The sequence below is a fragment of the Haloarcula sediminis genome (assembly GCF_035656455.1).
In the GTDB taxonomy this organism is placed as follows: Archaea; Halobacteriota; Halobacteria; order Halobacteriales; family Haloarculaceae; genus Haloarcula; species Haloarcula sediminis.
Map to the genome: position 1 here is coordinate 55,914 of NZ_JAYMGA010000004.1, position 14,303 is coordinate 70,216.

Below are 14,303 nucleotides of genomic sequence, written 5' to 3' on the forward strand. Positions count from 1 at the left end.
TTTATTTCATAAGCGGATAGGTCAGGTAGATGAGCATCGACGTGCTCCTGGTCGACGAGGACAGAGACGTACTCGAAATCGTCCAGACGTTTCTGGGACAGGAGGACGACCTCGAGGTGACAAGCGAGATCGACCCGGAGACGGCGCTGGATATGGCGCTGACCGGGGAGTACGACGTCGTCGTCAGCGACTACAAGATGCCCCGTCTCGACGGGCTAGAGCTGTGTACGGAGCTTCGGGAGCGAGAGCGGACGATTCCATTTCTCCTCTTTAGCGCCCGCGAGCCGGCTGACGTCAGGCCGGCGGCCGACGACGCCGGCGTGACCGACTTTGTCCAGAAGGGGACCGGTACCGAGCAGTACAGCGTGCTGGCCGAGAAGATACGCGACGCCACCTAGAGATCGGTTCGGGGCAACAACAGCGTGACCGACGCGCCGTCGGCGGTGTTCTCGAATCGCACGGTCCCGCCGTAGGACTCTACCACCCAGATGACCAGCCACAGCCCCAGCCCGCTCCCGTGGCTCAACTGGGTGATGGGTTCGGTGCCGGTTAGCACGTCCAGTTCGTGGTCCGGGATACCCGGGCCGTCGTCGGTGACGGTGACTGACACCGTCTCGGGAGTGGGGTCAACGGCGACTGTCACTCTCGGGTCATCGCCGGCGTGTTCGAGGGTGTTCTCGATGAGTTCGTCGACGACACGGCGCAGACGGCCGTCGGCAGCCTCCACCGGCGTATCCGGCGTCGAGATATCTATCGACAGCCCGTGCTGGGTGGCATACTGCGTGGCGACGGACTCGACGGCCTCGGTGATCTCGAGTGGGGTCGTGTCGGCGTCGTCGCGCCCGACCGAGCGCTCTATCTCGCGGGCGCGGTCGCTGAGCGAAGCTATCTGTTCGGCCTTCCGGCGGAGCCGGTCGAGCAACGAGCGGTGGTCCTCGTCGTCTGTCCGCTCGTAGAGCTCGTCGGCGAGCCCGAGCACGACCGTCAGGTCGTTGCGGAGATTGTGTCGCAACACCCGGTTGAGAACCTGCAGCCGCCGCTCGCGTTCTATCTGTTCGGTGATGTCGGTGTAGATACCGAAGCTCCAGACGTGGCCGTCCCCCTGGCGGTAGGGGACCCCGCGAAAGAGGAAATCCCGGAAGCCGTCGGCTGTCCGCCGCCGGATTTCGGCCTGGACGGTCTCGCCGTCGGCGCTTCGCTGGTCGAGCCGCTCGGCCTCGTGCTGGGCGTCGTCGCTCGGTGGGAGGACGTACTCGTTGAGGGAGCCGTCGACGACGGCCCCTCGGTCGAGCCCGAACACGTCGGTAAAGGCCGGGTTGACCGAGCGGACGAGCGGGGTGTCGTCGACGAACTCCAGCTCGACGACGGCGTCCGGGAGGTTGTTGAACAGGTAGGAGAACCGGTCCCGCTCGTCGCGCAGTTCCTCGCGGGTCTGTTCGAGCTCCGTCCGATCGCGCACGACGCCCGCGGTGCCGCGGAAGCCGGCCTCGTCGATGAGCGACACCTCTATCTCGACCGGGCGCTCCTCGCCGTCGGCGGTGTACAGCGTCGTCTCCAGCCGAATCGTCCCGCCGTCGTCGCTCTCACGGAGCGCCCGGATGCGCTTTTCGAAGGCGGTCACGGACTGTTCGTCGAGGACGTTCCGCGGGTGGCTCCCCCGGAGTTCGGCACGCTCGTAGCCCAGCCAGTCTGCCAGCGGTTCGGTGACGAGCTGGAACAGGCCGTCGTCGTCGAGGACATACACCATGTCCCGGACGTTCTCGATGACGGTCTCGTAGCGCAGGAGCTCCTGTTCGCGCTCGACGCGGTCCAGCGCGGCCGCCGCGTTCGAGGCGAGGATCTCCGCGACCGAGACGTCGGCGTCGGTGAACTGTTCCTGCCCGTAGGTGGCGACGCTCAACACGCCGTGGCCGTCAAGCGGGACGTACATCGCGGCGTTTGTGTCCTGGTCGTCGTAGTTTGTCACCTGGCTGAAATCGTCGACTCGGACGGTCTCGCCGCGCTGATAGGCCTCGCCCGGGTTCGCCTCGTCGGCGTCGTACACCGGTCGGTCGGGCACCCCGTCGGTGGCGGCGACCGGTTGCAACGTCCCGGTCTCCTCGTCGTAGAGCCGCACGAGGTTCAGGTCGAAGCCGAGCTCGGACTCGGCGGCGGCGACGACCGTCTCGGCCACGTCCTCGGCGGTCTGGGCCTGCATCAGCGACCGCGTCGTCTCAAGCAGGCCCGAGAGCCGCTGGTCGCGTTCCTTCTGGGCGGTGATGTCGCGGACGATACCCGCCGTCCCCTCGAACCACTCGCCGTCGTCGTCCCACAGTAACGTCATGTGGTCCTCGGCGGGGAACGAGGAGCCGTCGGCCCGCTGTAACTTCACGTCGAACGTCTCCTCATCGTCCGGCCGGTCGAATATCATCTCCCGGACGATTGATTCGGCCCGTTCGACGACCTCGTCGGACTTTATCCTGCTCGTGTGCGCGCCCAGCAACTCGGACTCGCTGTAGCCGGTCAGTGCCGTCATCGCGTCGTTTACCAGTTCGAAGTGGCCCGCCTCGTCGAGCACGTAGATACCGTCGTCGACGGCCTCGATGACGTTTTCGTACTGTTCGAGGTCCGCCTTGCGCTGGCGGCGCTCCAGCTCCCGGCTCGTCCACTCGGCCAGCAGCCGCGTGAACGTCTGCTCGTTCTCGGAGAACGGCGCTGCCCGGGGCTCGTTGTCGGCGAAACAGAGCGTCCCGTACAGTTCCCCGTCGACGACGACTTTCCCGCCGAGATAGCATTCGATGCCCGACTGCCGGTGGGCGCCGTCGTCGTCCCACCCCTCGGCAGTCGCGTCAGTGACGGCGAACTGGTCCAGGTCGTCCTCGACGATGCGGCGACAGTAGGTGTTCGACAGCTCGGTCACGGCGCCGTCCCGGATGACGTCGTGGTCGCCGACGACCGAGACGACCTCGTACTCGTCGCCGTCGATGCGGGAGAGATACCCCAGCGGGAGGCCGAGCCGGTCGGCGCCCAGTTCGAGGACGCGGTCGAGTATCTCCTCGTCGGAGAGCGTATCGGTCGCCGCCAGTTCGGCCAGCCGTTGGAGCGCCTCGTTGTTTCGCTCCAGCTCCCGTTTGCGGGTCTCCGGCACCGCGGGCTCCGAGTCCTCGACCAGCGCCCGAACCCGCTCCGTGAGGTCCGTCTCGCTCCGGGGGGCGTACTCGGTCACCCCGAGGCGGGTCGCCGCAGCGGCCACGCGACCGTCGGGTTCGGCGGTCGCGAGCACGACCGGAAGGTCGGGTCGGTCGGCTCGGATCGCTTCGAGGACGGCTAACCCGTCCAGCCCCTCCGCGGGAGCGTGGTCACAGACGACGGCGGCGACAGCGACCTCGGCGACGGCATCAAGCGCCGACTCCGGGGAGTTCGCGGTCCGAACTGGCCGGTCGAGCCCCTCGACCAGGGGCAAGGAACCGACACCGGCGGTGGCGGGTTCGGGGCGAACGTGGAGGACGACAACCTGTTCGGACATACGCGTCAGTATCGGAACTGTCCCCTACACCCATATAAATGGGTGGCCGGGATTATCAGTCGTCAGAATCGAGCGACTGCCAGGAGAGGCGGGGGTCCCGGGCCGCCGAGACCTGGTCGATGCGACCCGCAGCGGTCCGGCGGGGCGCCGAGGCGAGCGTCCCGTCGTCCTCGCCGTGGACGGCCTCGAAGGCGGCGGCCAGCTGGTCCAGCGACCGCTTGCTCTCGCCCTCCGTTGGCTCGGTCATCAGCGCCTCGTCGACGATCTCGGGCCACTTCGTCGTCGGCGGGTGGACGCCGTGGTCGAGCATTCCCTTTGCCACGTCGGCGGCGTCCTGTTCGCCCGCGCTGGCGACGAACTCGTGGTGGAACGGACCGAAGGGCACCTCGTAGGGGACCCGTTCGGCGAGGTAGTTCGCGTTCAGGACGGCCTTCGCGCTGGCGTCGGCCAGCCCCGCGTCCCCGAGGCGAGCGATGTAGGCGAAGGCCTTCACCAGCACCGGCCAGTTGCCGTAGTAGCCGTGGACCTTCCCGATGGAGTGATCGGGGCGGTAGTACTCGTAGTCGCCGGCGTCGCGCTCGCGGACGTGTGGGTCCGGGAGGAACGGTGCCAGCTCCTCGGTGACGCCGACGGGGCCGGCGCCCGGGCCGCCGCCGCCGTGGGGCGTCGCGAAGGTCTTGTGGACGTTGTAGTGCATCACGTCAAAGCCCATGTCGCCCGGACGGGCCCGACCGAGCAGCGCGTTGAGGTTTGCGCCGTCGTAGTACAGCAGCCCGCCGGCGTCGTGGACGATGTCGGCGATGCGCTCGATGTCGCGCTCGAACAGCCCCAGCGTGTTGGGGTTCGTGAGCATCAGGGCGGCCGTCTCCTCGCTCACGGCCGCTTCGAGGGCGTCGATGTCGACGCGCCCGTCGTCGCCGCTTGGCAGTTCGACCACGTCGTAGCCCGCCATCGCCGCCGTGGCGAAGTTGGTCCCGTGGGCCGAGTCCGGGATGACGACCTCCGAGCGGTCGTCGCCGCTGTGCTGGTGGTAGGCCTTGGCAATCTGGATGCCGGTGAACTCCCCGGCCGCGCCGGCGGGGGGCTGGAGGGTTACCGCGTCCATCCCGCCGATACGGCCCAGATAGTCCTGCAGTCGGTACGAGAGCGCCAGCGTCCCCTGGACCGTTCGGTCTGGCCTATCCGGGTGGACGGCTGCCGCCGGCAGCGCAGCCACGTCCTCGGTGAACGAGGGGTTGTACTTCATCGTACACGAACCGAGCGGGAAGGGGCCGCTCTCGACGCCGTAGTTCATCTGGGAGAGTCTGGTGTAGTGGCGGGCCAGTTCCGGCTCGGCGGGGTCCGGCAGTTCGAGCGAGTCGCGGGTCAGCTCGTCGGGCAGCGGCGAGTCCTCGATGTCGACCCGCTTGCTTGCCTTCTCCGAGAGCAGCGGCTCGTAGCGCTCGCCGTCGTCGTCGGTCCAGCTAGCTTGGTCATAGGTCGTCATTTGGCCACCTCCGCGAGTGCGTCGACGAGACCGTCCTCGGCCTCGGCGGTCACCTCCGTGGCCGACACCTGAATCAAGTGCTCGCCGACAGCGTGGACGGCATACCCCGCCGCCGCGAGGTCCTCGACGACCGCGCGGGCGGGCTGGTCGGTGCGGGCGGCGAACTCCCGGAAGTGGTGGCCGCCGTGGACCGGCGCCTGAATACCGACCACGTCGTCCAGCCGGGTCGCGAGGTCGCGCGGACGGGTCACGCAGTCCTCGGCGAGGTCGACGAGCCCGTCGGGACCGAGCCACGCGGCGTGCATCGCCGCCCGCAGGGCCACCCACGCCTGGTTGGTACAGATGTTCGAGGTCGCCCGCTCCTTGCGGATGTGCTGTTCGCGGGTCTGGAGCGTGAGCGTGTAGGCCCGGCGCCCGTCGGCGTCCTCGCTGGCGCCGACGAGCCGCCCGGGGACCTGCCGGAGGTGCTCCTCGCGCGTGACGAACATCCCGAGCCCGAAGCCGTAGGCGGTGCCCGTCCCCAGCGAGGCGGCGTCGCCGACCACCACGTCAGCGCCCACGTCGGCGGGTCGCTCAAGCAGCGCCAGCGCCACGGGGTCCGAGCCCAGACAGAACAGCGCGTCGTGGTCGTCGGCGAGGGCGCCGATGTCGGCGAGACGTTCCTCAACGACGCCCCGTACCGTCGGCGTCTCGGCGTACACCAGCGCTACGCCCTCGTCGACGGCCTCGGCCAGCGCGTCGATATCGGCTTGCCCGTCGGCCATCGGATACGTCTCGACCGACAGACCGGGGCCGTCGGCGTAATTTTCAAGCACTGCGCGCTTGCCCTCCCGGAGGTGGTCGGGCACCAGCACCGTCTCGCCGGAGACGGAGCGGACCCGCTTTGCGAGCGTTGCCGCCTCGCCCAGCGCCGTCGCCTCGTCGTACATCGAGCAGTTGGCCACGTCCAGCCCGGTGAGCTCGACCAGTATCGACTGGTACTCGAAGAGGGCCTGCAGAAATCCCTGGGCGACCTCGGGCTGGTACTGCGTGTAGGAGGTCAGAAACTCCGAGCGGGAAGCGAGGTCGTCGACCACGCTGGGGACGTAGTGGGCGTAGTGACCCCGGCCGAGGAACTCGGTCAGGTCGTCGTTCCGGCCCAGCAGTCTGGCCGCCTCGCGGCGCGTCTCGCGCTCGCCGCGGGCCTCGATACCGAACTCGCCGTCGAAAGCGACGGCGTCGGGCACGTCGAACAGCGCCTCGATGTCGTCGCCGCCGACCGCAGCAAGCATCGCCTCGGTCTCGGCGTCTGTGTGGGGGGCGTAGGGGCTTGTCATGGTAGCTGTCCCGAAAATCGGCGTACCGTCCCGCGGACGAACATTGGTGAGTCACCGTTGCGACCGCCCGCATATGATTATCTCGGTTCGGCCCCCGCCAAGCGGCGGCCTACTCTATCTGGTCGCGATAGGCGTCGGCGTCGAGCAGGCCGTCGAGTTCGCTCTCGTCGCCCAGTTCGAGTTCGAGCATCCACCCCTCGCCGAAGGGGTCCTCGTTGAGCAGTTCGGGCTTTTCGAACAGCGCCTCGTTGACCGCCGTGACGGTCCCCGAGACGGGCGCGTACACGTCCGAGACAGCCTTGATTGACTCCACGACGCCGAACTCCTCGCCCGCCGTCAGCTCGTCGCCCTCGCCGGGCAGTTCCACGAACACCACGTCGCCCAGCTCGTCCTGTGCGAAGTCGGTGATGCCGAGCCGGGCGGTGCCGTCGTCGGTGCGGACCCACTCGTGCGATTCCAGATAGCGACGGTCGTCGGGTACGTCGAAGCTCATCTGTCGATAAATGGCGTCGCCCGGGTACGTGCTTCCTTCGGTTCGCCCCGGATCACGACGTTCACCGACGTATCGGGGTCGGCAAAGTCGGTCGGAACGTAGGCCAGCGCGATAGGGACCCCCAGCGTCGGGCTCATCGTCCCGCTCGTGACGTGGCCCAGGGACTCGCCGTCGGCGCTGGTGACCTCGTAGCCGTGACGCGGGACCCCCCGCTCTAGCAGTTCGAGCCCGACGAGCGTCTCCGCGACACCGTCGCGCTCCTTGGCGGCCAGCGCGTCACGGCCGACGAACTCGGTGTCCAGAGCCACCGTCCAGCCGATGTCGGCCTCGTAGGGCGTGCGCGGCTCGTCCCGCGGGTGAAACTCCTCACCGGAGAGCAGAAAGCCCATCTCCAGGCGGAGCGTGTCCCGGGCGCCCAGCCCGCAGGACTGGCAATCGAACGCCTCCCAGACCGGCTCCGCCTCCGCGGCCGGACAGAGCAACTCGAAACCGTCCTCCCCGGTGTAGCCGGTCCGGGCGACGAGGCTCTCGACGCCGGCGACGGTCGCACTCGTCACCTCGAACCGACCCAGCGAATCGAGGGGGCTCGCCGTCTCCGCCCCGAGAAGCCCCTCGGCGTCCGGCCCCTGAAGCGCTATCATGGCGTACGCTTCCGTCCGGTTTGTCACTGTCACCGTCAGGTCCCACTCGTCGCGATGGGTCACCCACCGCTCTGCCATCTCCCCGTCGTGACCCGCGTTCGGGATGAAGAGGTAGTCGTCCTCGGCCCCTTCGGGCAACCGGTAAACGACGGTATCGTCGAGCAAGATTCCGTCGGCGTCGGTGATGCCCGAATACTGGGCGTCGCCGGGGGACAGCGCCGCGACGTCGTTGGTCGTCAGCCGCTGGGTGAGTTCGAGCGCGTCCGGCCCGGATACGGTCACCTGGCCCATGTGGGAGACGTCGAACTTCCCGGCGGCCTCACGGACGGCGGCGTGTTCGGCGCGAATCGAGTCGAACTCGACGGGCATCTCCCAGCCGCCGAAGTCGGTGAGGGTCGGGTCATCGTACACCCCCGCGAGCGGGGACTGTCGGAGTGTCATGGGTACTGGCTCGCCCCCTTGGACCTTACGAGTTGGCCTTCGGGGGTGGTTTCGGCCGTTCACGTAAATGGTATAGCGCGATAGCAAATCAGTCACTGGCCGCGAGAACGGCACTTCGAAGCGAGGCGAAACTCGGCGCGGCCGATACCTGCGGGAGCTATCGGTCAGCTATCGTCGTTGACGATGTCGACGACCCGCTGGCGGTCGAACAGCTCCCTGTCGCTGGTCACCGCGCCGAACTCGTCGGGGAACAGCTGCTGTGTGGCTCGCTCGGTCAAGAACAGGTTCTGTATCGGCCCCTGGTTGAGGAAGCCACCGCGGTACACCCGCCCGTTCTGTACGGCGGTCAGTTCGCTCCCGACCGGATGCTCCTGCATGTACCCCAGGACGGTGTCACGGAACTCCGCCGGCGACTTCCGCTCGTGGCCCCGAATCAGAACGACCTCGGGGTCTATTTCCAGCAGGTTCTCGTAGTCCAGTTCGGACCGCTCGGTGGAACTGAGCTGGTCGATGTCCGTTTCGGCCAGCGCGTCTGTCACGCCCAGGTCCCGCCACTGCTTCTTGCTGGTCCCCGCGTCGTCGAGTCGGTACAGCGAGAACGTCGACGGCTCGTCAGTTCCCTCGTAGGTCAGGAAGACGGTCGGCCGCTCGCTCTCGGGCGGGAGCCGGTCCCGTATCGACGCGATGAACTCGTCGTGGAGGTCGCGGAACGCCTCGTATCGGGCTTGCTGCTGGAACACCTGTGCCACCGTCTCGAAGGCCTCGTACAGCGTGTAGTACTCGTAGTCGTGCCAGTCATCGGAGCGACGGAAGATGAGGTTCCCGACAAACGGGGCGACGTTGGTCCGTATCTCCTCGACGTCGTCCTCGGACCAGTCGAACCAGTTGACGAGCATCTGTGGGTCGTACAGGTGGACGTCGCTGTCGAGCGCGTAGAACTCCTCTTTGGTCCGTACCTCGGGGTGGGCCGACAGCGTCTCCTCGTCGACGCTCACGCCGGGCAGTTCGTCGTAGACGTACCGGAAGTACCGGTCGGCATAGCTGACCCCGGTCAGCCCGTCGGCCTGTCCGAGCGCGACGGCCATGTCGGCGTAACCGCCGTCGTAGGCGGCCCAGGTCTCGGGGACCTCGTCGAAGCTGACCTCGCCCATCGGGGCCATATTCACCGTATAGGACCCAGTTCCGGTCGGGGTTCCGTTCTCCCCGGGCTGGCCGGCAAAGTCCGAACAGCCGGCGAGCAGTCCACCGGCGGCGAGCGCACCGCCGAATCGCAGCGTGTCTCTGCGTGTTGTCCTTCGTTCACTCATGATTTTAGGCTAGCCTAAAGTTGCATAAAGACACCGTTTTTTAGGTGTGCCTAAAAAATTGCTGCGGCGCGTATTCGCTGTGCTGGGGGGAGACGACACGAGCACGAACCGACACCACGGTGGGCCCGAACAGCCGCCCAGTCGTGATAGAGCTGTTTCGGGCGCGGCCCGTTCACTCCTCTATCGCGCTGTGCGGGGCGATGTGTGGCCCGGTCGGGCTCTCGCTGTCGACGGAGGCGTCGACGCGGAAGACATCGGCCAGGAGCTGTTCGGTCACGACTTCATCGGGGGGCCCCCAGTCGTACAGCGACCCGTCCCGCATCGCGATGAGGTTGTCGGCAAAGCGGGCCGCCTGGCCGATGTCGTGGAGCACGATGCCGACGGTCACGTCCGCCTCGCGGTTCAGCGTCCGGACGACCGAGAGCACGCGGAGCTGGTGGTGGAGGTCCAGAAACGTCGTCGGCTCGTCGAGCAACAGGATGTCGGTCTCCTGGGCCAGCACCATCGCTATCCAGGCGAGCTGTTTCTGGCCGCCGCTCAAGTTGCGCATCTCGCTGTCGCGGAGGTCGTCGACGCCGGCGAGGTCGATGGCGCGGTCGACGGCCGCGCGGTCCTCGTCGGTGACCGACTCGAAAAAGCCCCGGTGTGGGTAGCGGCCGTGGTAGACGAGGTCCTCGACTGTGATACTGCCCGGCGACTCGTTTTCCTGCGAGAGCAGTCCCATCTGCCGTGCGAGTTCCTTCGACCCGAGGCGATGGATGCGTTCGCCGTCGAGGCGTACCCGTCCAGTCTCGGGCTCGTGCTGGTTCGCCAGCGTCTTCAAGAGCGTGCTCTTGCCGCTCCCGTTCGGGCCGACCAGCGCGGTCACCTCGCCCGCCGGCAGGAGGACCCGCTCGCACTCGACGACCGGCTCGTCGGTCGTCGGATAGCCGATAGCGAGGTCTTCGCCGACGAGTTCGCTCGCCGTCTCGGCGGGCTCGGTTCGCTCCCCGTCCGCGTCGTCGTGGACCGACTGTTTCCCCGGCATCAGATTTCACCCATCCTGTCCTGTTTGCGCATCAGATAGAGGAAGTACGGCCCCCCGACGAGGCCGGTGACGATACCGACCGGAATCTGCGTGTCCGTCCCGGCGAGCACGCTCATCCCGAGGCGCGCGCCCACGTCGGCCCCGACCATCAGCGCCGGGCCGGCGAAGATACAGCCGACGACGAGTTTCCGGTAGTCGCTCCCGACGATGTTGCGGACCATATGCGGGACGATGAGGCCGACGAAACCGACGATGCCGGCGACCGCGATACTCGCGGCGGCGGCCAGCACGGCCACGCCGGAGAGGGCAAACCGGACCTTCTCGACGGACATTCCCAGGGAGTTCGCGGTCCGCTCGCCCAGCAAGAGGACGTTCAGCTGCCGGGAACTCACGAGTGCGAGCCCCATCGCGACGACCGTCCAGGGCAGGGCCATCCGGACCTGCTCCCAGTCGGTGCCGGTCAGCGAGCCGGTCGTCCAGGCGATGGCGCTCTGGACGACGCCGATGTCGTCGGCGAAGAAGAAAAGCGCCGTCTGGAACGACTGGAAGATGGTCCCGACGATGACCCCCGCCAGCACGAGCCTGACCGGCGACGTGCCGTTCTTCCAGGCGATGGCGTAGACGATGAGGAAGGCGACAGCGCCCCCCAGCGCCGCGGCCAGGGGCAGGAACGCCGCCATCCCGGTGAACACGACCAGCGTGAGCAGAATCATCAGCCCCGCACCCGAGGAGACGCCCAGTATGAACGGGCTGGCGAGTTCGTTTCGCGTGACCGCCTGGAAGATGGCCCCCGAGACGGAGAGGTTCATCCCCACGAGGACGGCGACGAAGACGCGGGGCAGGCGGATGTTCCAGACGATGAGACTCGCCGTGCTCATCTCCGGGACTGCCATCCCCCAGAGGAACGCGTCCCACGCCCGGAGACTGAAGACGACGTTCGGGTTGAACACCGCACGCCAGGCCTCCGCCATTGTCATCGAGTAGGCGCCGTAGCTCACCTGGACGAGCCCCCCGACGACGATGACGGCCAGGCTCCCCAGACAGAGCGTCGCGAGCGGGCCGTCGAACCAGCCCAGCCAGCGCTCCCGGCGAGTCGACCGCCGCGCGCCCGGCGTCTCACTCGCCACCGGCGCTCACCTCCGCACCGTCCAGATACGCCGCGATGCGGTCGTCGTCCATCGCGTCGAGCAGGTCGCCCTCGTCACAGCCCGCGACGACCGCCTCGGGGTCGAGATGGCCAGCCAAGCGGGCCTGGCCGGCCGTCGCCCGGGCTTCCCGCTCGTCCGGGCCGATGTACGACGAGAGGCGCTCGTCGACTCGGGCCGCGCGAACCCGCTCGAACCGCTCGGAATCGACATCGACGGGGGCGTCCTCGCCGTAGTGCTCGTCGAACCACCCGACCCACGTCCCCCGGTCGGTCCACTCCCCGTCGAGTTCGGCCTCGCGTCGGACCCAGTCGACAGTGTCGGCGACGGCGTCCCACCAGCCGTCGTCGACCCGCGTGTCGGTGATGACTTCCCGTGCTACCCGCGCACCACGACCCGCAGCAGTGATGGCCTGCTGTGACTCCTCGGAGGGTGAGGCCACGTAGAGGTCCGGAACCGGGGTCGTTCCGTCGTGGTTCGGGTAGCTCCGGTCGAAGGACTCGGTCGTCTCGCCGTCGTGTTCGGTCGTCTCGAACATCGCGTCGTCGTCGCCCAGCCCCCGCATGTACGAGCCGTCGTAGCGCGTGGCGGCGACGACGCGGCGAGCAGTGACCGGCGCACCGTCCCCGAGTGCCACGACGAACCCGTCTCCCGTCTCCGGGCGGCGAAGCGACTCGACCGTGTCCGGGACGAGCGTACAGCCCGCCCGCTCGGCGTGGTCGTGAAACAGGTCGTACAGCGTCTGGACATCGATGCCGTCGGGGAAGCCGGGGTAGTTCTCCAGGTGGGCACAGCGTGCGAGCGAGGCACGCCCCCGGTCGAAGACGACCGTCTCCAGGCCCTCGCGCGCACAGAAGATTCCCGCCGACGTGCCCGCCGGGCCGCCGCCGACGACGGCGACCTCGTAGTCGTGCTCCGCAGCGGTCGTCTGTCCCATGTCAGATGTTCCCGTTAATCGCGTCGGCCACGCGCTGGCGGTCGAACAGCTGTTCGTCCTCGGGCATCTCCGGGTACGGGCCGGACTCGTATCGCGGCCACTCGCCGAACAGCTCGGGGTAGAGCTGTTTCGCGGTCATCTCGAGCTGGAAGAGGTTGAGTATCGGCCCCTGGTAGCGCGCGCCCTGCGGGTAGATGCGTTCCTCCTGTACGGCGGTGATCTCCGAGGCGACCGGGTCCTCGCGGAACAGTTCGCGCCGCTCGGTGATGCTCGTCTCCGGTTCGAAGCCGCCGAGGAACAGAATCACGTCCGGGTCGGCGTCGAACAGCGTCTCGACGTCGACGACGCTCGCGGACTCGACCGACCCCTCGAAGGCATCACGGGCCCCGAGCGGGCGCGTATGCGAAGTCAGAAAGCCCGGGTTCGACAGCGTGTAGGCGTATATCTCGTCCATCTGGTGGGAAGCGATCATGACCGCCGAGGGGCGCTCGGACTCCTCGGGCAGCGCCGGCTCGATGGTCGACAGCAGGTCGTCGTGGACCGCCGCGAGTTCCTCGTACCGCTTCCGTTCCTGGAACGCCTCGGCGACCAGTTCGAACTGCTCCCAGAGGGTGTAGTACTCGTAGCCCTCGGCGTACTCCGGGGCCGGCTCCTGGTGGGTGTCCGAAAGCGAGTTGCCGAACCACGGGGACACCTTGTCGGCGATCTCGTCGATGTCGGATTCGCTCCAGGCGTCCTGTTTGGTTATCCACGCCGGGTCGGCCAGGTGGATGTCGCTGTCGAGGTCGTAGAGCTTCTCTTTTTTCGGTTGCCACGAGGAGTACAGGCCCGTCCAGTCGAGCGACACGTCCGGGAGCCGCTCGACGAACTGGTTCCACAGCCCGTCGTAGTAGTCGGGCGCGTGCATCGCGGTGAGACTGTCGCCCCGACCGAGCGCGAACGCCATGTCCGCGTGGTGGGTGAGCCGCGTGAACACGGTCTCGGGCGGTTCGTCGAAGGACACGTCCCTCGTCGGTGACATGGAGACCGTGTACCCGCCACCCGACGTGCCCGACTCGCCGGTGCCGGCGATCTCCGAACAGCCGGCCATAGCGAGCCCGGCGGCCAGCGACCCCCCGTATTTCAGCGCCGCTCGCCGGGTCGGTCCGGCGTCGCCGTCTGTCATCGATGACCCTCCGCCGGCATCGATACCCAACTGCTGGCAAGTTCGAGCGCCATATAATTTAGGGCAGCCTAAACCGTTAAAGCGATTTCGAATCTTAGGCCGCCCTAAAATGTTGGCCGGCGGACGTGTACCAGTTCGACCCATACCTCCCCACCACACCCACGACCCTGTAGTGAACCCACGCCGCCTCGATGAGCGAGTCTGTCGCTCGCCCGGACCCGTAAGCAGTGTTCTGTATAGCTACATACGATTTATCGAGGCGGACAGGCGCCGACGGACCGAAACACCAGAGCTAAATCCAATCATCGGTGAGAAGCCGACATGAGCCTTCTCAGCCGGTTTCGCGACGACAACAACCGAACCCGCGTCGGCCTGTACGTCGACGGCCCCAACGTGTTGCGCAGCGAGTTCGACGTCGACTTAGACGAGGTCCGGACCATCGGCGAGTCCTACGGTCCCCTCGCCGCCACGCGGCTCTACCTCGACGAGAACGCCTCGCCGGGGCTCATCCAGGCGGGCGAGGCCCGCGGCTTCGAGGTGATAACGACCAGCGGCGACGTGGACGTGCGGCTGGCCGTCGACGCGACAGAGGCCGTCGCCAGCGACCGCATCGACGTGCTCGTCGTCGCCTCCCGGGACACGGATTTCAAGCCCGCACTGGAAGTGGCGGCCCGCAACGGCGTCCGCACCGTGGCGCTCGCCCCGGGCGAACACGGGAAATCTGACGCGCTCCAGAACGCGGCCCAAGACGGGCTCTCGCTTTCGGCCGACGTGGAGTAGGCGAGGAACCGAACGGAGTGAGGTTCCTCGAAGCGAACCGGGGAGCGAAGCGACCCGGAG

12 protein-coding genes are annotated in these 14,303 nt (G+C 67.6%); 2 read left to right on the forward strand and 10 right to left on the reverse strand.

What is annotated here, in order from left to right:
- Positions 1-29: 29 nt before the first annotated feature.
- On the forward strand, positions 30-398 hold the full coding sequence (locus VJ162_RS08950) for a response regulator (protein ID WP_324663760.1): 369 nt from the start codon (positions 30-32) through the stop codon (positions 396-398).
- On the opposite strand, the gene VJ162_RS08955 is transcribed toward VJ162_RS08950, so the two are convergent.
- The 10 genes from VJ162_RS08955 to VJ162_RS09000 all read right to left on the reverse strand — a co-directional run bounded on the left by VJ162_RS08955 (position 395) and on the right by VJ162_RS09000 (position 13,463).
- Entirely contained in the window at positions 395-3,505 is a 3,111-nt protein-coding gene (locus VJ162_RS08955) for a PAS domain S-box protein (RefSeq protein WP_324663761.1), read from the reverse strand. The two genes, VJ162_RS08950 and VJ162_RS08955, sit on opposite strands and share 4 nt — an antisense overlap.
- A gap of 55 nt (positions 3,506-3,560) precedes the next feature.
- Positions 3,561-4,991, reverse strand: a complete 1,431-nt coding sequence (gcvPB, locus tag VJ162_RS08960; RefSeq protein WP_324663762.1) for an aminomethyl-transferring glycine dehydrogenase subunit GcvPB — start codon at positions 4,989-4,991, stop codon at positions 3,561-3,563.
- A complete protein-coding gene (gcvPA, locus tag VJ162_RS08965) occupies positions 4,988-6,307 on the reverse strand; it encodes an aminomethyl-transferring glycine dehydrogenase subunit GcvPA (RefSeq protein ID WP_324663763.1) in 1,320 nt (439 codons plus the stop codon). Before gcvPA ends, gcvPB begins: the two co-directional genes overlap by 4 nt.
- 109 nt (positions 6,308-6,416) lie before the next feature.
- Positions 6,417-6,800: a glycine cleavage system protein GcvH gene (gene gcvH, locus VJ162_RS08970; protein ID WP_324663764.1), complete on the reverse strand. Its 384-nt coding sequence runs from the start codon at positions 6,798-6,800 to the stop codon at positions 6,417-6,419.
- A complete protein-coding gene (gcvT, locus tag VJ162_RS08975) occupies positions 6,797-7,882 on the reverse strand; it encodes a glycine cleavage system aminomethyltransferase GcvT (protein ID WP_324663765.1) in 1,086 nt (361 codons plus the stop codon). Before gcvT ends, gcvH begins: the two co-directional genes overlap by 4 nt.
- 164 nt (positions 7,883-8,046) lie before the next feature.
- Positions 8,047-9,189, reverse strand: coding sequence for an ABC transporter substrate-binding protein (locus VJ162_RS08980; protein ID WP_324663766.1), 1,143 nt, complete (start codon positions 9,187-9,189; stop codon positions 8,047-8,049).
- A gap of 172 nt (positions 9,190-9,361) precedes the next feature.
- Complete coding sequence (locus VJ162_RS08985) at positions 9,362-10,216, reverse strand: ABC transporter ATP-binding protein (RefSeq protein WP_324663767.1); 855 nt, start codon at positions 10,214-10,216, stop codon at positions 9,362-9,364.
- Positions 10,216-11,343 (reverse strand): FecCD family ABC transporter permease, encoded by a 1,128-nt coding sequence (locus VJ162_RS08990; RefSeq protein ID WP_407066846.1) that lies wholly within the window; start codon positions 11,341-11,343, stop codon positions 10,216-10,218. The genes VJ162_RS08985 and VJ162_RS08990 overlap by 1 nt, the downstream gene beginning before the upstream one ends.
- Positions 11,333-12,298, reverse strand: a complete 966-nt coding sequence (locus VJ162_RS08995; protein WP_324663768.1) for an NAD(P)/FAD-dependent oxidoreductase — start codon at positions 12,296-12,298, stop codon at positions 11,333-11,335. The genes VJ162_RS08990 and VJ162_RS08995 overlap by 11 nt, the downstream gene beginning before the upstream one ends.
- Position 12,299: 1 nt before the next feature.
- Entirely contained in the window at positions 12,300-13,463 is a 1,164-nt protein-coding gene (locus VJ162_RS09000; RefSeq protein ID WP_324663769.1) for an ABC transporter substrate-binding protein, read from the reverse strand.
- Positions 13,464-13,784: 321 nt separating this feature from the next.
- Here VJ162_RS09000 and VJ162_RS09005 point away from each other — a divergent pair, with 321 nt between their 5' ends.
- Complete coding sequence (locus tag VJ162_RS09005) at positions 13,785-14,243, forward strand: NYN domain-containing protein (protein WP_324663770.1); 459 nt, start codon at positions 13,785-13,787, stop codon at positions 14,241-14,243.
- The last annotated feature ends 60 nt before the right edge of the window (positions 14,244-14,303 follow it).

Bases quoted from the DNA above. Each gene is read 5' to 3' on its own strand.
- VJ162_RS08950 (WP_324663760.1), top strand. From the start codon at position 30: ATGAGCATCGACGTGCTCCTGGTCGACGAGGACAGAGACGTACTCGAA.
- VJ162_RS08955 (WP_324663761.1), bottom strand. From the start codon at position 3,505: ATGTCCGAACAGGTTGTCGTCCTCCACGTTCGCCCCGAACCCGCCACC.
- gcvPB (WP_324663762.1), bottom strand. From the start codon at position 4,991: ATGACGACCTATGACCAAGCTAGCTGGACCGACGACGACGGCGAGCGC.
- gcvPA (WP_324663763.1), bottom strand. From the start codon at position 6,307: ATGACAAGCCCCTACGCCCCCCACACAGACGCCGAGACCGAGGCGATG.
- gcvH (WP_324663764.1), bottom strand. From the start codon at position 6,800: ATGAGCTTCGACGTACCCGACGACCGTCGCTATCTGGAATCGCACGAG.
- gcvT (WP_324663765.1), bottom strand. From the start codon at position 7,882: ATGACACTCCGACAGTCCCCGCTCGCGGGGGTGTACGATGACCCGACC.
- VJ162_RS08980 (WP_324663766.1), bottom strand. From the start codon at position 9,189: ATGAGTGAACGAAGGACAACACGCAGAGACACGCTGCGATTCGGCGGT.
- VJ162_RS08985 (WP_324663767.1), bottom strand. From the start codon at position 10,216: ATGCCGGGGAAACAGTCGGTCCACGACGACGCGGACGGGGAGCGAACC.
- VJ162_RS08995 (WP_324663768.1), bottom strand. From the start codon at position 12,298: ATGGGACAGACGACCGCTGCGGAGCACGACTACGAGGTCGCCGTCGTC.
- VJ162_RS09000 (WP_324663769.1), bottom strand. From the start codon at position 13,463: ATGACAGACGGCGACGCCGGACCGACCCGGCGAGCGGCGCTGAAATAC.
- VJ162_RS09005 (WP_324663770.1), top strand. From the start codon at position 13,785: ATGAGCCTTCTCAGCCGGTTTCGCGACGACAACAACCGAACCCGCGTC.